The sequence below is a fragment of the Clostridium sp. SHJSY1 genome, assembly GCF_031626875.1.
Lineage (GTDB): Bacteria > Bacillota > Clostridia > Clostridiales > Clostridiaceae > Clostridium.
Genome location: NZ_JANDMF010000039.1, coordinates 21,943 through 38,473 on the forward strand (window position 1 = coordinate 21,943; position 16,531 = coordinate 38,473).

Consider the following 16,531-nt stretch of genomic DNA (forward strand, 5'->3'; position numbering starts at 1 on the left):
ATGATTTTGAAAAAAATATTAGAAGGACTAAAATATGAAGTAATACAAGGAAGCGATGATATAGAAATCAATGAAGTTAACTATGACAGTAGACTTGTTAAGGAAAGTGATCTTTTTGTATGCATTAAAGGGTTTGCTGTGGATGGGCATAAATATGCAAAAGCATCTATTGAAAAAGGTGCTATAGCCATAGTATGTGAAGATGTGATAGAATGTGATGATGAAAATATAAATATAATCAAAGTTGAGGATAGTAGAAAAGCATTGGCCGTTATAGGATGTAATTATTATGATAATCCTAGCAAAAAGATGAAGGTTATTGGAGTTACAGGGACCAATGGAAAAACTACAACAGCTTTTATGCTTAAAACTATATTGGAAAAAGCAGGTAAGAAAGTTGGCCTTATTGGGACTATAGCTAATTATATTGATAATGAGAGGATAGATACAGAAAGGACAACACCTGAATCTTTAGAATTACAAAAACTGTTTTGTGAAATGGTAAATAGAGGATGTGAGTATTGTGTGATGGAGGTTTCTTCTCATTCACTTGCATTAGATAGGGTTTATGGTATAGAATTTGAAGCAGGAATATTTACTAATATAACTAGAGATCATTTAGATTTTCATAAAACTTTTGAAAATTACTATGCTGAAAAATTTAAGTTATTTGAGAGAAGTAAATTAAGTGTAGTGAATATAGATGATAATTATGGAAAAGATGTAGTTAGGGATCTTAAAAATCAAGGTGAAAATAATATAGTAACTGTTTCGATAAAAGAAGAGAGTGATTTTAAGGCATTTGAAGAAAAATGTGAAAGTACACATATAGGATTTAAATTGAAGCTTGATAAAGAAGAAGACTTTATAGTTGGAATGCCAGGCGAATTTAATATATACAATTCATTAGGAGCGATAGCTGCTATGTATAAATTAGGAATTCCACTAGAAAGCATAAAAAAAGGAATAGAAGAAGTTGTTGTTTTAGGCAGATGTGAAATGGTTGGTAGAAATTATAACTTACCATATACAATAATTTTAGATTATGCACATACTCCTGATGGGTTGGATAATATTTTAAAAACAGCTAAGGGCTTTACTAAGAATAGATTAATATCTGTTTTTGGTTGTGGTGGTGACAGAGATAAGACTAAAAGACCTCAGATGGGTAAAATAGGAACAGATTTATCAGATATAGCTATTGTTACATCTGATAATCCTAGGACAGAAGATCCTATAGAAATCATTAAAGATGTTACTGCTGGAATAGATAAAGAAAATTATGAAGTTATAGAAAATAGAAAAGAAGCTATAGAAAAAGCAATTGATTTAGCTGAAGCTGGTGATGTTATAGTTATAGCTGGTAAAGGACATGAAGATTATCAAATTTTAAAAACAGGTAAGATACACTTTGATGAAAGAGAAGTTGTAGATGAAATCTTAAAGGCAAGAATATAAGAATATTTAAACAAGTGGGATATTATAATAAGTTATGTGGAATATTGCAAAGAAAGCAGTATTCCACATATTCATAAAATAAAAAAAGATAGGTGAGTAGACAAGTGGAGTTAACTTTTAATGAATTAGTAAAAGCTATAGATGGAGAAGTACTTGTAGAAAATGGAAAAACATTTAATGCTATTTGTACAGATACAAGAAAAATAGAAAAAGATAATATATTTTTAGCTTTAAAAGGTGAAAATTTCAATGGAAATAAATATGTAGAGGATGCTTTAAATAAAGGTGCATCAATTGCGATTGTAGATGAAATAGCTTTTGAAGTTGATAAAATAAAAGGTACAGTTATTAAGGTGGGAAATGCATATGATGCATTACTTTTATTAGCTAAATATTATAGAAAAAAGCTAGGAGTAAAGGTTATTGGTATAACTGGTTCTACAGGAAAAACTTCTACTAAAGATTTAGTGGCGGCCTTTTTAAGTGAAAAATATAAAGTGTTCAAGACAAAAGGAAATTTTAATAATCATATTGGATTACCACTTATGATACTTAGTTTAGATTCATCTATAGAAGTAGCAGTCTTAGAACTTGGTATGAGCAATTTAGGAGAAATACATATTCTTGCTGATTGTGCAAGACCAGACATAGCACTAATAACTAATATAGGATTATCGCATATTGAGAATTTAAAGACTAAGGAAAATATATTAAAAGCTAAGATGGAAATTGCTGATTTCTTTGATAAAGAAAATGTTCTTATAGTTAATGGAACAGATGAATATTTAAATAAATTAAAAGAAGAATCTTTTCAGATAATAAAGACTGGATATGATGAAGGTTATAGTTATAAGGCAAAAGACATTGTTTTAGGGGAAAATACAACTTCTTTTAAATTTATAGATGAAAATGAAGAATATGAATTTGTACTTCCAATGGTTGGTGCTCATAATGTACTAAATGCATTATTAGGTATAGTTGCATCCAAAAGGCTTGGAGTAACATATGAAGAGATGAGTAGAGGCTTAGAACATATTGAAGCAACCTCTATGAGATTAGAATTTACTAAAGTTAATGAATATACCATAATTAATGATTGCTATAATGCAAGTCCAGATTCAATGAAAGCTGCATTGGATGTTTTGAAAAATTATAATGGAAAAAGAAAAATTGCAGTATTAGGTACTATGAGGGAACTTGGACATGAGGCAAAAGAAGCGCATAGATCAATAGGAGAGTATGCAGAAGATAAAACTGATATTTTAGTTACTACAGGAGAATATAAGGATGATTATAAATTAGGTTTTAGCAAAGGAAAAATAAAAATTTACAATGATAAAGAAGAATTATTGAATGAAATAAAAGATTTTGTAAAGCCAGGAGATGTAATATTAGTAAAAGCTTCAAGAGGAGCTAAATTTGAGGATATAGTAACTAAATTACAAGAATAGAAATACAAAGATTGAAGGAGGTGTCTGCCGTAAAGGCAGCAATTAGCCATGGGGGAATTATTAAGCGGATATTTTAATAACAAAATTATAATAGCATTTGTAGCGGGATTTATTGTTTCAATAATACTAGGACCAATAATAATACCAATACTTCATAAATTAAAGTTTGGACAAAATATACGAAAAGCAGGCCCACAGAGTCACCTTAAGAAAGCTGGTACACCAACTATTGGTGGATTAATATTTATAGGATCAATAGCAATAGTTATGATTTTTATGGGATATGATGTAAGAGATAAAGCTATGGTAGTATTATATGGAACCTTAGCATTTGGATTAATTGGTTTTTTAGATGATTTATTAAAGATAATTCATAAAGATAATGAAGGGTTAAAAGCTGGTCAAAAGTTTACTTTGCAAATAATATTTTCAATAGCTGTGGCAATATATGGACAAAAAGCGGTTGGAACAGCGATATCTTTGGTTCCATTTTTTCACTTTCAATTAGATTTAGGATGGTTTTATTTTCCATGTGTATTGATTTATTTTGCAGCTGTTACAAATGCAGTTAATTTAACAGATGGATTAGATGGATTAGCTACATCAGTGACAGTTCTTGTTCTAACTTTCCTAAGTATAGTAGCATTTAAATTAGGAGAACAGAGCATATCTGTCGTTTCTATAGGTTTAACAGGAGCTTTGCTAGGATTTTTAAAATTCAATGCATTTCCAGCTAAAATATTTATGGGGGATACTGGTTCTTTAGCTTTAGGAGGAGCCATTGGAACTATATTATTAGTTTTAAAAACACCATTGTTGGTAATAATAGTAGGTGGCATATATGTTATGGAGACTTTATCAGTAATTTTACAAGTTACTTCATTTAAATTAACAGGAAAAAGAATATTTAAAATGTCTCCAATTCATCATCATTTTGAACAAATAGGTTGGTCTGAAGTTAAGATAGTAACAGTATTTTCTGTAATTACATTTATTTTATGTATTATAGGATTTATGGCTTTTTAGTAAGTTTTGGAGGGGTTTGAATGGTTAAAGGTATGAGAAAGAAAAAAAAATTAGGAAATATAGATTATGGTATTTTCTATAGTGTAGCAATACTCCTTGCAATTGGGATAGTAATGGTGTATTCTGCAAGTTCTTATTATGCAATGTTTAAACTAAAGGATAGTACTTATTTTTTAAAGAAGCAAATTATTGCGTGTATACTTGGTGTAATAGCGATGGCTATTACTATTAATGTGGACTATCATAAGTTAAAAAAGATAACAGTACCACTTATGATAATAATAGTGCCATTACTTCTTTTAGTATATGCATTTAAACCTACCAATGGTGCATATAGATGGATTGATTTGGGATTTACATCATTTCAGCCATCAGAACTTGCTAAATATGTAGTAGTATTGTTTTTGGCAATGAGTTTATCAGCAAAAGGTGATGGGGTGAGAGATTTTTGGAAGGGTGTTGTTCCTTATATAGGTGTAGCTGGGTTTTATGCAGGATTAGTTCTTGCACAAAAAAATCTTAGTATAGCAGCGCTTATTATGATAGTAACTTTTATTGTTCTTTTTACAGCAGGAGCAGAAACAAAGCATATGTTTTTATATGTTGCACCAACTTTGGTAACAGCAGCTTTAGCATTTGCATTAATTCCTCAATATAGAAGAGCTAGAATGCTTAATTTCATAAATCCTTGGAAAGATGCTGCAGGAGATGGATATCAATTGATTCAATCATTTTATGCTTTAGGATCTGGAGGAATTATGGGATTGGGGTTAGGTCAGTCAAGACAAAAAACTTTATATATGCCAGAACCACATAATGATTTTATACTTTCAATAATTGGTGAAGAGCTGGGATTGATAGGGTGTATAGTTATTATAGCATTATTTGTATTTTTAATATGGCGAGGTATTAAAGTAGCATTACAAGCCAAAGATACTTATGGAACTATTTTAGCAGTTGGAATAACATCAATAATCGGAGTTCAAACAATAATAAATATTGCAGTTGTTACAGGATCTATGCCAGTTACTGGAGTACCATTACCATTTATAAGTTATGGAGGCACATCGCTTGCTATAACTATGGCAGCTATGGGAATACTCTTGAATATTTCAAGACAAAAGGAAATTAAAAACTAAATAAAATAATAAAGAAAAGCTACTGCCGTAAATTTGCAGTAGTTTTTTGAAATATTTTATAATTATGTAATGAAATTGACATTATTTAATGGTATTATATAAATAACATATAATTTGGGTGATTATAGGATAAGGATGTTTATGGTGAAGAATAACAATCAATATATAAGAAAAGCTAGAAAAAAGAGAAGAATAAAAAGAATTATTGTGTTAAGTGTATTAATTGTAATTATTATAGGAATTTTGGTTACATATACAGATGTTTTTAAAATTAAGAATATAAAATGTGTAGGGGAAAATCTTGTTACAGGGAATTTTGTAGTTGAAAAATCAGAAGAATTAAAAGGAGAAAATCTTTTATTTGTAAATAGGAAGAAATTTATGGACAAATTAAAAGATAACCCATATGTTGAAGAGATAACTTTTAAAAAGAAATATCCTAATACATTAGAAATTAGTGTAAAAGAGAAAAAAGGTTTGTTTTATTATTTAGAAAGTGGACAATACAATATTTTTAATGATCAAATGATTTATTTAGAAAAAACTAATTCAATAGAGGGTAGAAATTTAATTGAAGTAAAAGGAGTAGATTTATCAAATAAAAAATTAGGTGATAATTTATGGGATTCTGATAGAGTTGGTGAAATATTAAAAAATACATATAAGGTACAAAAATTTCTAGATGATAATGGTGAGAGCGCTAAGATTACATTACTTGATATAAGTAATCTTTCTAAGATTAAAGTTTGTTTTGGTGAAATTGAAGTTAAACTAGGAAATGATGAGAATTTAGTAAAAAAAATTAAAACAGCTGCTGTAATTTATAAACAAAATATAGCAAAGAAATATATAGATGTTAGTTTTAATGGATCACCAGATATTCAGTAGTAGGAGGTATATGATGAAAAAAACAGCATCTCAAATAGTTGTAGCAATTGTATGTGCAATTTTAGGATTTTTATTAACTCATCAGTTTAAGGTATTATCGAAAACTGAAGATACTAATACAAGTTATAATAATTCCAATATAATGAGCGAAATAGAAAGTTTGAAAAAAGAAAAAGAAGAACTTACAAATACCAATGCATCACTAAGTGAAGAGTTAAAGAAAATTGAGGAAAGTGCAACACAAGAAGGACAGGTTGAAAAGGAAGTAAAAAAACAATTGGATACAGCAAGAATGCAGCTTGGACTAGTGGATGTTAAAGGAGAGGGAATAGTTATTAACATAACACCTAAGACAAATATTTTTGGAGCAAATTCAAATAATTCATCAACAGATTTAGATGAAAAAGAATTAATCAATATAATTAATTTATTGTGGTTCTCAAGAGCTGAAGCCATTTCAGTTAATGATTTTAGGATTACTCCACAGACTGGGATTGAATCTTCTGGTAATTATTTATGGGTGGGATCAGCTGGAAAGGTAAGTCCTAAAGAGAAGATTGTAATCAAGGTTATAGGAGATAAGACCAATTTAAATGCTGGAGTAAAATTTCAGTCATCTTATAATTTAACAACAGGTTCTCTTGCTAACTATGATGTGGATGTAAAATTAGTTGATGATATTGAAATAGATAAGACAACACAATCTTTAAAGAGTGATTATATTAAGGCAGTGAAAGAATAGGGGGGGAATAGATGATAGCAGCAATTGGAGTTTTAATTGGAATTATTATGGGATTTGTAGTAGATGTAAATATTCCAGAAAAGTTTTCACCATATATGTCTGTTGCTATTTTAGCATGTTTAGATTCTGTATTTGGAGCTTTTAGAGCTAATTTATCAAATAATTTTAAAGCAAATATATTTATTTCAGGTTTCTTTGGAAATTCACTTCTTGCAGCAGGTTTAGCATATTTAGGAGATAAACTAGGTATACCTATATATATAGCAGCTGTTATTGTTTTTGGAGGAAGGATATTTGACAATTTTGCAATAATTAGAAGACTTTTAATTGAAAAGGCTAAATCAAAGCGATGAGGTGATTAAATGAAAAACGAAAGAGCTAAAATAGTTGTATTTATTTCTACAATTATAGTAGGGTTCTTAATTGCTGGTAATTTTAGCTTTGAAGGATTTGATTCATCATTTCAACTAAATGCAAAAGAATATCAAAATGCTATTGAAACAAAAAATAATTTATTAAAAGAGATTGGTAGTTTAAAATCAAATAATAAAGAAGTAAAAGAAAAAATTGATAAATATAATAATCATGATATTGATTATGATAAAATATTAAATGATATGAAGGATGAAGTTCGTGATTATGGAATGCTTACAGGACTTAATGAAGTAACAGGACCAGGTGTAGTTATTACGGTTAATGATGCAATAATTAACAATACTTATGACAGTCAAGAAGAGATGTTAAATAAAACATTGCATGATTTTGATATGTTTTCATTATTAAATGAATTGAAATCGGCAGGTGCAGAAGCAATATCAATAAATAATCATCGAATTTCGCCATTAACAGCATTAACATGTAAATATGCTTTTTTGGAGTTTGAAGATGGGGACATGGTATCAGCTCCATTTAATATTTATGCTATAGGTGACCAAGAAAGCATGAAAACTCTAATTTCACAAGATGGGAGTTATTTTAAAAGATTAAAAATAAGAGGTTTATCAGTAAAGCTTCAAGTTAAAGATAATATTACTCTTAAGGCAGCTAATATTTCAGAAATGAAATATGCAGAAGAATATATTAAAAAAAATTAACATAAATAATTAAATTTAATTAAGTTATGAAGGAAATATAACTTTTGTGAAGAATAACTATACTTAGGATTATTTACTCAAAGGGGGCACACTATTATGAGTATTAGTCAAAATATTGAAGAGATAAGAAAACAATTGCCAAGTTCAACTAAGCTTTTAGCTGTTTCTAAAACTAAGCCATTAGAGGAATTGGAGGAAGCATATAAGGCTGGGATAAGAGATTTTGGTGAAAACAAAGTACAAGAAATGATTAAAAAGCAAGAAGAGTTTCATAAAGATGTGAATTGGCATCTTATAGGTAACCTTCAAACTAATAAGGTAAAGTACATTGTTGGTAAAGTTTATTTAATTCATTCTTTATCTAGTATAAAATTACTAAAGCAAATTGAAAAAGAATTTGAAAAGGGTGGGGAAATTGCAAATGTCCTTATACAAATTAATATTGGCAGGGAAGATAGCAAAAGTGGGATAGTACTTGAAGAACTTGATGATTTAATAAATGAGTTGGAAAAATGTAATAATGTAAAAGCAAAAGGGATAATGGTTATAATCCCTAAAGGAAGTAAAGAAAGTAATCGTAAGTACTTCAGGGAAACAAAAGTAATATTTGATAAACTAAAGAAAAAAGAATTTAAAAATGTCAATATGGAGATATTATCTATGGGGATGACCCATGATTATATAACTGCTATTGAAGAAGGATCTACTTTGATTAGAGTGGGCGAAGGCATATTTGGAAAAAGAAATTATAATGTGGGAGGAGAAAGTAATGAGTAATATGTTAGGAAAAGTTAAGTCGTTTTTAGGATTTGGAGAATATGGTGATGAGTATGATGAATACGCAGACTATGATGATGTAGAAAATGAAGAAGAGGAAGAAATAGAACCTGTACTTCAAAATAATAATAAAAGAAACAACAAAGTAGTTAATATCCACACTTCGTCAGCAACAAAGGTTACTATTACAAAACCTGTAGCATATGAGGAAGCAACAGAAATAAGTGATGCATTAAAATCAAGAAGGATAGTACTTGTAAATACATCAGCTTTAGAGATAAGGATAGCTCAAAGATTATTAGATTTTATAAGCGGAACTTGTTATGCATTAGGTGGAGAGCTTCAAGAAATTGAAAAAGGTGTATATATATTATCTCCATCAAATGTTGAAGTTACAAATGAACTTAAAAATGAATTAAGTTCAAAAGCTGTATTTAACTGGTCTAGATAGGAGGGCTTGATGGGAATATTAATAAGTTTTTTAATAAAAATTATTAATTTTTTTGAGCTAGTAATTATAGTAGAAGCTTTATTATCTTGGGTAATACAAGATAGAACAAATGAAATAATGAATTTGCTAAGAACTATTACAAATCCAATATTAGAACCTTTTAGAAGATTACAATATAGGTTTTTTGGAAATTCGCCAATAGATGTATCACCAATTTTAGCTCTATTTGCGCTTCAAATACTAAGTCAAATATTAAGTAGATTAATTTATAGGATGTATTAGTTTATGGATAAGCAAGTGTTGTTAAAAAATTTTGGCGATGATGATAGGACGGAAGTTCTAAATTTATATGAAAAATATATTATGGCTAAAGAGAGGGATATACCTCTCTTTGGCAATAATTTTTATTCTCCAAATGTATGGAAGTTTTTTGAAAAATCTCTAGGAAGTAAGGAGTTTAGTATTTCATCAAATGGGTATTTTGAAGATTCAGAACGAAGGATGATAGCATTTAATAATATATATGAAATTCCTTTTCCTTTTAAGATGATAAAAATAACAAATTCATCTAAGTTTAGTACACTAAGTCATAGAGATTTTTTGGGGGCGTTACTAGCTTTAGGGATAAAAAGAACAAAAATAGGAGATTTATTAGTAAATGATAATTGTTGCTACTTTCCAGTTTGTGAGGAAATAAGTGATTTTGTAATAGAAAATCTAAAATCAGTTGGAAAGTCTCCTTGTAATGTAGCAATATTACCAAATGATTTTATTCCGCCAGTTGTTCAATTTTTAGAAATGGTAATTTTAGTGCAGTCTTTAAGAGTTGATGCAATTATTTCAAAAATTGCAAAGGTTTCAAGGGATAAAGCACAGAAGATGATTAATGAAGGAAAAGTTTTAATAGATTATAATTTAGTAAAAAGTAAATCTTTAGAAATACAAACTGGGGAAAGAATAACAATAAGAGGGTTTGGAAAATTTATTTTAGGTGACATATTAGGTAATAGTAAAAGTGGTAAATTTAGGGTTGCAATTAAAAAATATACATAGTTGAGGTGAGATTTATGAAACTAACACCAATGGACATAAATAATAAGGAATTTAAAAAAGTTATGATGAGAGGTTATTCAGCAGAAGAGGTTGATGAATTCCTTGATGAAATAATTGAAAATTATGAAGAGTTATATAAGGACAATGCAAAACTTAGAGAGAAGTTAAGTGGTGTAACAGAAAAGAATGAGCATTATTCCAAAATTGAAAGTACAATACAAAATACACTGATTTTAGCACAAAATGCAGCAGAACAGGCAAAAGCATCGTCTCAAAAAGAAGCTGATATGATAATAAAAAATGCAAATGAAACAGCTCAAAAAATTTTAGATAAGGCTCATACTGATGTTATTGAAATAAATGCAGAATTTGATAGAACAAAACAAGAATTTATAAAATTCAGGGCTAAGTTTAGAAACTTTATAAATACACAATTAGAAACCTTTGATGATTTAGAAAAAGATTTTAATAAAAATTATAATATTTCCACTCCTGTGGAAGATGAAATTGTTAGAGAAGAAAAAATAGAACTTAATGAGAATACTGTAGATTCATATAAAGATTCTGATGAAGATATGGATGAAATAAAAAGTTTTTTTGCTAAACAGGATGAGGATGAAGATTAATTGTTTTTTTGAAAATGAACCGCTATAAATAGGTGGTTCTTTTTTATTTTATTGATAATTGTAGATAATAAATACTTACTATGTAATTAATAATTGAGTAATAGGAAATGTTATATTATAATGTTAAAGAATACGATGATGAGGTGTGTAGAATTATGGAAGAAACTATTTTTGTAGTAGAAGAAAATTTTGAAGGAGAAAGAATAGATAAATATTTATCTCAAGTTTTTCAAGATAAGTCTAGATCATATCTACAAGGACTGATTCAAAAGGGAAATATACTAATTAATGATAAAGAAATAAAAAGCAACTATAAATTAAAATCTTTTGATGAAATAAAAGTTGTTTTGCCTGAACCATTAGAATTACAAATAGATGCAGAAGATATTAAACTAAATATAGTATATGAAGATGAAGATGTGATTGTAATAAATAAGCCTCAAGGAATGGTTGTGCACCCTGCACCTGGAAATTATAATGGTACTTTGGTTAATGCCTTGTTATTTCATTGTAAAGATTTATCTACAATAAATGGAGTAATTAGGCCAGGTATAGTACATAGAATAGATAAAGATACAACAGGGATATTAGTTGTTGCAAAAAATGATAATGCTCATAATTTTTTGTCAAAGCAATTAAAAAATCATTCTATGAAACGTGAATATTATGCTTTAGTTGAAGGTAGAATTAAAGAAGAAAAAGGTATTGTTGATAAACCTCTTGCAAGAAGTAAAAAGGATAGACTTAAAATTGCAATTGTTGAAGGTGGTAGAAGAGCAGTAACTCATTATGAAGTTGTTGAAAGGTTTAAAAACTATACATTAGTTAAGTGTGTTTTAGAAACTGGAAGAACTCATCAAATAAGAGTTCATATGACATCCATTGGACATCCTTTAGTAGGGGATCCACTATATGGATTTAAAAAACAAAAATATAAGTTAGATGGACAAACGTTACATGCAAAAACTCTAGGGTTTATACATCCAACTAAAAAAGAGTACATGGAGTTTACGTCAGATTTACCACAATATTTTAGTGATTTATTAGAAAAATTACGTAATGAAATTATTTAGGAGGTAAAAATATGAAGTTGAAAGCTAACCTGCTAGATGATAAAGCAGTAAAAAGAAGTTTAATTAGAATATCCCATGAAATTATTGAAAGAAATAAGGGAGTAGAAGAAATTGTTTTAGTTGGAATTAAAAGAAGAGGATATCCTTTGGCTCAAAGAATTGCAAAAGAAATAATGAAAATTGAAGGAGTAGAAGTTCCAGTTGGAAGTGTTGATATAACATTTTACAGAGATGATTTAACTTATAAGCAAGAGACTCCTAAAGTATCAAATATTGAGCTTGGAGTTGATGTGCAAAATAAAAAAGTAATACTTATTGATGATGTGTTATTTACATGTAGAACTGTTAGGGCTGCTATGGATGCAGTAATAGATGTTGCTAGACCAAATGTAATTCAATTGGCAGTATTGATAGATAGAGGTCATAAGGAGCTTCCTATTAGAGCAGATTATGTAGGAAAGAATATTCCAACATCAAGAGGTGAAAAAATTGCTGTACATATTATGGAAATAGATAACGAAGATTCGGTAAAAATATATGAAGATTAGGTTAAAAAGGAGATGAAAATATGGATTATAATTTAATAGCTACAACGACCTTTGGATTAGAAGGGATAACTGCTAAAGAATTAAAAACCTTAGGATACGATGATGTAAAAACTGAAACTAGTAAAGTATTCTTTTCTGGAGATGAGATGGATATAGCTATTGCTAATATTCATATTAGAACAGCAGACAGAATATTAATACAAATGGCTGAATTTGAAGCTAAAAGTTTTGAAGAATTATTTCAAGGAACTAAGAAAGTTAATTGGAGTAAAATTATACCTATAAATGGAAAAATGCATGTTGTAGGTAAATCATTAAAATCAACATTACATAGTGTGCCAGACTGTCAATCTATAGTTAAAAAAGCCATTATAACAAGTATGAGTGAAGCATATGGTAGAAATGAATTTAAAGAAGATGGCCCAGTATATAAGATAGAAGTAGCTATATTAAAAGATAAGGTAACATTAACTATAGATACTTCAGGTTCAGGTTTACATAAAAGAGGATATAGAGAAAATTCAGGAGCTGCACCACTTAAAGAAACTTTAGCAGCTGCAATGGTTTTATTGTCTAGGTGGCAAGATAGGTATGAACTTATTGATCCCTTTTGTGGATCAGGAACAATATTAATAGAAGCTGCTTTGATAATGCAAAATATAGCACCTGGTATAAATAGAGAGTTTGTCTGTGAAACATGGCCATCTATGCCAGATTATATATTTAAACAAGTAAGAGAAGGGGCAAGAAGAGCTCAAAAGAATAAAGATATAAAATTGATTGGATATGATAATGATACTTGGGTATTAAGGACAGCTCAAAATAATGCTCACAAAGCAGGTGTAAGTGAATATATAGAATTCCAACATAGAGATTTTAGAGAATTCTCTCACAGAAAGAAGAATGGATTTATAATAACTAATCCTCCTTATGGTGAAAGATTAAGTGAAAAGGATGAAGTGGAAAAATTATATAAAATTTTTGGAGATTATAAAAATAAATATACAGATTGGGAATTTAATATTTTAACATCCTATGAGGGATTTGAGAGACCATTTGGTAAAAAATCCACTAAAAATAGAAAGTTTTATAATGGAAAACTGAAATGCTATTATTATCAGTATATGGATAATAAAGAGATAAAGGGTCAAGGGGATACGGTTATTCAAGAAATGATTAGAAATTCGTAAATAAAAAATGCACAAACTTTATAGAATGTGCATTTTTATTTAATTTACCTTTTTTACTTCTAAAATTTCATATTTTTGTGGATCTGCATATATAGTTTTATTTGTATAATAAATTACCATACCTGGTTTTGCTCCATTTGGTTTTTTTAGGTTACGTACTTCAGTATAATCAACAGGAACCTTTGAATTTGTTTTGCCTTTACTATAATAGGCAGCTATTATAGCAGCTTCTTCTATGGAGGTAGCATCGATATCTATTCCTTTAATGATTACATGAGAACCAGGAATTTCTTTAGTATGTAACCAAAGATCATTTCTATGAGCAAATTTTAAGCTTAAATAATCATTTTGTATATTATTCTTCCCTACATAAATATCAAATCCTGTAGATGAAATAAAGTGCAGTGGTTTATCAGTCTTAGTTTTTTTCGTACCTTTTTTAGATATTTTATGTTTTATATATCCTGTTTCCATTAATTCTAATTTAATTTGTTCAATTTCATTATATGAATCTACATTTTGTATGTTAGTTAGGACTGAATTTAAATATTCAAGTTCTTCTTCATTTTTCTTAAGTTGTTCTATAGCCCATTCTTCTGATTTTTTTAATTTATTATATTTTTTATAATATGATTGTATATTTTCAGAAGGTGTCTTGTATTGATCTAAAGATATTTTTATATATTCCCCATTTTCAGAATAAAAGTTTTGAATATTAGCGTCTGTATCACCTTGTTTTATGGTATAAATATACGAAGTTAATAAATCTCCTTTAATCTTGTATATATCTTTGTTTTGACCTTCTTCAATATTTTCGTTTAAAATTTTTGATTTCTTCTTACATCTTTCAATATTTGTATGTATCAGCTTTTGTAAATCAGTTGATCTATTAGTAAGACGTTCTTGCTTATCTTTAATGTTAAAGAAATGATCTAACATAATTGAAGGAGAGCTATATTCTTCTGTACACAAATCCTTAAAAATATATTTAAATTTGTAACAATAAAAATCTTTATATAAACCTGCATTATCTTTGTATATTAAGAATTCTGAAATGGTTAGTAAATTCTTAAAATAGCTACTAATAAAATTATATAATGATGAAAAATCATCTAGAGTTAATTGATTTATAGCAATTTCATTAAATATTTCTTTTGAAATAGTTTTGGATATTCCAGTGAAAGTTTTAAAGAAAAAATTATCATTAAGTTCGAGATTATTCTCATTAATATAGTTTATAAAACTAGTTTGTGAAAAATCATTTGGACTTAGTTTTGTAGTTGATGGAGGATACACATAATTAACTCCAGGATAAAGGACTCTATAAGTATTTATGTCTGGTGTAATGTGTTTTATTGACTCCATTATTTTGTTATCTCTATCACGTACAAGTGTTATATTAGAATGTCTACCCATTATTTCTACAATAAGGGAATAGGCGCTGTTAAAGCCCATTTCATCAGAAGATTCTACAGTCATGACAATTATTCTATCACCATCTTTTTGATTAATATTTGTAATACGTCCTCCAATTAAATATTTTCTTAAGACCATCAAAAACATAGGAGCTTTTAATGGATTCTCCTTTGATGTTTCTGTAAAGTGCATTCTAGGAAATTTTGAAGAAGAAGAAATAAGAAGTTTATAATTTTTTCTTTCTTTTCGAACAGTTAAAATTATTTCATCTTTTTCTGGTTGATTAATTTTATCTATTTTAGAATCAAGTAGAATAGGTTTTATATTATATAATAAACTATTCAAAAAAATTCCGTCTAGTGCCATTTTATTCATCCTCACTTTCTAATACTCATAGTATATCATTAATTAAAAATTTAGTTAAGATACAGGAATAGTATTAATTATGTAAATTTCGCTATTGTAATGGAATAAAATAGATAGTATCATGGTAATGAGAAAAGAAAATGTATAGAATTTGTAGCATTAAAAGTGTAAGAGGGAGAAAGAATGAAGGGGTTTAGAAGTGCCAAATATAAAGTGTTTGCAGTAGTATTAGGTTCTTTATTTTTGATTTCTTGTAAAAGTAGTAATGAGGAAAAGAAGATTGATGGAGTAAAGATTGAAAAAGGGGCAATAATCCAAAATGAGAATGGAACCTATTCTAATTATGATTTGCAAGATGGAAAGTATCAAAAATTAGAGAGCGATGAGTTAGTTAGTTTATATGATAGTGCTAGTGGAAATTATATAACTCAAAAAGATGGAAAATTTAATTCCTTTTATTTGGGAAATATAAAAGAACTAAAGGATGTTAGTTTAGATGATATTGATTTAAAGTTATCACCAAATGGAAATTATTTAAGTTATTTTAGAAAAGAAGAAGGAATTTTAAATCTAAAGATTATTTCTTTAAAAGATGGTACTTCAGTTGAATTTAATTCTAAAGTAGCAATATCAGATACATATATGGATTGGATAGATGAAGATACTATTGCTTATTATGGGATAAGTGATGATAGAGTTAATGGAATATTTAAATATAATTTAAAAGAAAAAAAAGAAGATATTTTTTATAAACTAGATGGAGGTGTAATTCAATTTATTAAAAATGTTTCTAGTGGAGTAATTTGTATTCAAGAAACATTAGATAATAAAAAAATAGTTAAACTTTTAGATAGGAATGGAGAAGAAAAAGAATTTCTTCCTTCTACTATAACATTTGTTTCAGATATTGTTACAGATGGAGAATGTTATTATTTTATAGGTAAAGTTAAAGATAACAATGTTTCTTTATATAAAGTTTCTAAGGGAGATGTGAAGAGAAAGGTTTTTGATTTTCCAGTTGAAATAGATGAGAATAAAGGATTAGATATGGATAGTGAAGGAAATGTTTTATTTATTGGAAAAAGTATAGCAAATTCCAAATGTGAAGAAGTATATAAACTCTCTAAAGATGGTTCGATAAGTAAAATAAAAGATAGCTTGGATGAATATGGTTTTGTAAAACACAATTAAATAGCATAAATAAAAGAGGATTTTTAAAATTGTTTAAAAATC

The 16,531-nt window shown here is 28.1% G+C and carries 18 protein-coding genes; 17 read left to right on the top strand and 1 reads right to left on the bottom strand.

The window, feature by feature from the left end:
* The 16 genes from NNC19_RS16595 (at nucleotide 1) to NNC19_RS16670 (ending at nucleotide 13,516) form a co-directional block, all read left to right on the top strand.
* Nucleotides 1-1,458: a UDP-N-acetylmuramoyl-L-alanyl-D-glutamate--2,6-diaminopimelate ligase gene (locus NNC19_RS16595; RefSeq protein WP_310939791.1), complete on the top strand. Its 1,458-nt coding sequence runs from the start codon at nucleotides 1-3 to the stop codon at nucleotides 1,456-1,458.
* A gap of 104 nt (nucleotides 1,459-1,562) precedes the next feature.
* Entirely contained in the window at nucleotides 1,563-2,909 is a 1,347-nt protein-coding gene (murF, locus tag NNC19_RS16600; protein ID WP_310939792.1) for a UDP-N-acetylmuramoyl-tripeptide--D-alanyl-D-alanine ligase, read from the top strand.
* A gap of 48 nt (nucleotides 2,910-2,957) precedes the next feature.
* Nucleotides 2,958-3,935, top strand: coding sequence for a phospho-N-acetylmuramoyl-pentapeptide-transferase (mraY, locus tag NNC19_RS16605; protein WP_310939793.1), 978 nt, complete (start codon nucleotides 2,958-2,960; stop codon nucleotides 3,933-3,935).
* Nucleotides 3,936-3,967: 32 nt separating this feature from the next.
* Nucleotides 3,968-5,074 (top strand): stage V sporulation protein E, encoded by a 1,107-nt coding sequence (gene spoVE, locus NNC19_RS16610; protein ID WP_310939794.1) that lies wholly within the window; start codon nucleotides 3,968-3,970, stop codon nucleotides 5,072-5,074.
* Nucleotides 5,075-5,218: 144 nt separating this feature from the next.
* Entirely contained in the window at nucleotides 5,219-5,962 is a 744-nt protein-coding gene (locus tag NNC19_RS16615; protein ID WP_310939795.1) for an FtsQ-type POTRA domain-containing protein, read from the top strand.
* A 13-nt stretch (nucleotides 5,963-5,975) separates the two neighbouring features.
* A complete protein-coding gene (locus NNC19_RS16620) occupies nucleotides 5,976-6,704 on the top strand; it encodes a DUF881 domain-containing protein (RefSeq protein ID WP_310939796.1) in 729 nt (242 codons plus the stop codon).
* A gap of 11 nt (nucleotides 6,705-6,715) precedes the next feature.
* On the top strand, nucleotides 6,716-7,057 hold the full coding sequence (locus tag NNC19_RS16625) for a small basic family protein (protein ID WP_310939797.1): 342 nt from the start codon (nucleotides 6,716-6,718) through the stop codon (nucleotides 7,055-7,057).
* 9 nt (nucleotides 7,058-7,066) lie between these two features.
* Nucleotides 7,067-7,798, top strand: a complete 732-nt coding sequence (locus NNC19_RS16630; RefSeq protein WP_310939798.1) for a DUF881 domain-containing protein — start codon at nucleotides 7,067-7,069, stop codon at nucleotides 7,796-7,798.
* A 96-nt stretch (nucleotides 7,799-7,894) separates the two neighbouring features.
* On the top strand, nucleotides 7,895-8,575 hold the full coding sequence (locus NNC19_RS16635; protein WP_310939799.1) for a YggS family pyridoxal phosphate-dependent enzyme: 681 nt from the start codon (nucleotides 7,895-7,897) through the stop codon (nucleotides 8,573-8,575).
* Nucleotides 8,568-9,026 carry a cell division protein SepF gene (locus NNC19_RS16640; protein ID WP_310939800.1) on the top strand — a complete coding sequence of 153 codons (459 nt, stop codon included), beginning with the start codon at nucleotides 8,568-8,570 and terminating at the stop codon, nucleotides 9,024-9,026. Before NNC19_RS16635 ends, NNC19_RS16640 begins: the two co-directional genes overlap by 8 nt.
* A 9-nt stretch (nucleotides 9,027-9,035) precedes the next feature.
* Nucleotides 9,036-9,308, top strand: coding sequence for a YggT family protein (locus NNC19_RS16645; RefSeq protein ID WP_310939801.1), 273 nt, complete (start codon nucleotides 9,036-9,038; stop codon nucleotides 9,306-9,308).
* A gap of 3 nt (nucleotides 9,309-9,311) precedes the next feature.
* The gene (locus NNC19_RS16650) at nucleotides 9,312-10,079 is read left to right on the top strand and encodes a YlmH/Sll1252 family protein (RefSeq protein ID WP_310939802.1); all 768 of its coding nucleotides are present in this window, start codon (nucleotides 9,312-9,314) and stop codon (nucleotides 10,077-10,079) included.
* 14 nt (nucleotides 10,080-10,093) lie between these two features.
* On the top strand, nucleotides 10,094-10,705 hold the full coding sequence (locus NNC19_RS16655; protein WP_310939803.1) for a DivIVA domain-containing protein: 612 nt from the start codon (nucleotides 10,094-10,096) through the stop codon (nucleotides 10,703-10,705).
* Between the two features lie 155 nt (nucleotides 10,706-10,860).
* A complete protein-coding gene (locus NNC19_RS16660; protein ID WP_310939804.1) occupies nucleotides 10,861-11,778 on the top strand; it encodes an RluA family pseudouridine synthase in 918 nt (305 codons plus the stop codon).
* Between the two features lie 11 nt (nucleotides 11,779-11,789).
* Entirely contained in the window at nucleotides 11,790-12,326 is a 537-nt protein-coding gene (gene pyrR / locus NNC19_RS16665) for a bifunctional pyr operon transcriptional regulator/uracil phosphoribosyltransferase PyrR (protein ID WP_310939805.1), read from the top strand.
* A gap of 20 nt (nucleotides 12,327-12,346) precedes the next feature.
* The gene (locus NNC19_RS16670) at nucleotides 12,347-13,516 is read left to right on the top strand and encodes a class I SAM-dependent RNA methyltransferase (RefSeq protein ID WP_310939806.1); all 1,170 of its coding nucleotides are present in this window, start codon (nucleotides 12,347-12,349) and stop codon (nucleotides 13,514-13,516) included.
* A gap of 39 nt (nucleotides 13,517-13,555) precedes the next feature.
* On the opposite strand, the gene NNC19_RS16675 is transcribed toward NNC19_RS16670, so the two are convergent.
* On the bottom strand, nucleotides 13,556-15,298 hold the full coding sequence (locus NNC19_RS16675; protein WP_310939807.1) for an NFACT RNA binding domain-containing protein: 1,743 nt from the start codon (nucleotides 15,296-15,298) through the stop codon (nucleotides 13,556-13,558).
* 183 nt (nucleotides 15,299-15,481) lie between these two features.
* On the opposite strand from NNC19_RS16675, the gene NNC19_RS16680 reads away from it, so the two are divergent.
* Complete coding sequence (locus NNC19_RS16680) at nucleotides 15,482-16,489, top strand: hypothetical protein (RefSeq protein WP_310939808.1); 1,008 nt, start codon at nucleotides 15,482-15,484, stop codon at nucleotides 16,487-16,489.
* The last annotated feature ends 42 nt before the right edge of the window (nucleotides 16,490-16,531 follow it).

Coding starts and splice junctions, on each gene's coding strand:
- NNC19_RS16595 (WP_310939791.1), top strand. CDS start 1: ATGATTTTGAAAAAAATATTAGAAGGACTAAAATATGAAGTAATACAA.
- mraY (WP_310939793.1), top strand. CDS start 2,958: ATGGGGGAATTATTAAGCGGATATTTTAATAACAAAATTATAATAGCA.
- spoVE (WP_310939794.1), top strand. CDS start 3,968: ATGAGAAAGAAAAAAAAATTAGGAAATATAGATTATGGTATTTTCTAT.
- NNC19_RS16620 (WP_310939796.1), top strand. CDS start 5,976: ATGAAAAAAACAGCATCTCAAATAGTTGTAGCAATTGTATGTGCAATT.
- NNC19_RS16625 (WP_310939797.1), top strand. CDS start 6,716: ATGATAGCAGCAATTGGAGTTTTAATTGGAATTATTATGGGATTTGTA.
- NNC19_RS16630 (WP_310939798.1), top strand. CDS start 7,067: ATGAAAAACGAAAGAGCTAAAATAGTTGTATTTATTTCTACAATTATA.
- NNC19_RS16635 (WP_310939799.1), top strand. CDS start 7,895: ATGAGTATTAGTCAAAATATTGAAGAGATAAGAAAACAATTGCCAAGT.
- NNC19_RS16640 (WP_310939800.1), top strand. CDS start 8,568: ATGAGTAATATGTTAGGAAAAGTTAAGTCGTTTTTAGGATTTGGAGAA.
- NNC19_RS16645 (WP_310939801.1), top strand. CDS start 9,036: ATGGGAATATTAATAAGTTTTTTAATAAAAATTATTAATTTTTTTGAG.
- NNC19_RS16650 (WP_310939802.1), top strand. CDS start 9,312: ATGGATAAGCAAGTGTTGTTAAAAAATTTTGGCGATGATGATAGGACG.
- NNC19_RS16655 (WP_310939803.1), top strand. CDS start 10,094: ATGAAACTAACACCAATGGACATAAATAATAAGGAATTTAAAAAAGTT.
- NNC19_RS16660 (WP_310939804.1), top strand. CDS start 10,861: ATGGAAGAAACTATTTTTGTAGTAGAAGAAAATTTTGAAGGAGAAAGA.
- pyrR (WP_310939805.1), top strand. CDS start 11,790: ATGAAGTTGAAAGCTAACCTGCTAGATGATAAAGCAGTAAAAAGAAGT.
- NNC19_RS16670 (WP_310939806.1), top strand. CDS start 12,347: ATGGATTATAATTTAATAGCTACAACGACCTTTGGATTAGAAGGGATA.
- NNC19_RS16675 (WP_310939807.1), bottom strand. CDS start 15,298: ATGGCACTAGACGGAATTTTTTTGAATAGTTTATTATATAATATAAAA.
- NNC19_RS16680 (WP_310939808.1), top strand. CDS start 15,482: ATGAAGGGGTTTAGAAGTGCCAAATATAAAGTGTTTGCAGTAGTATTA.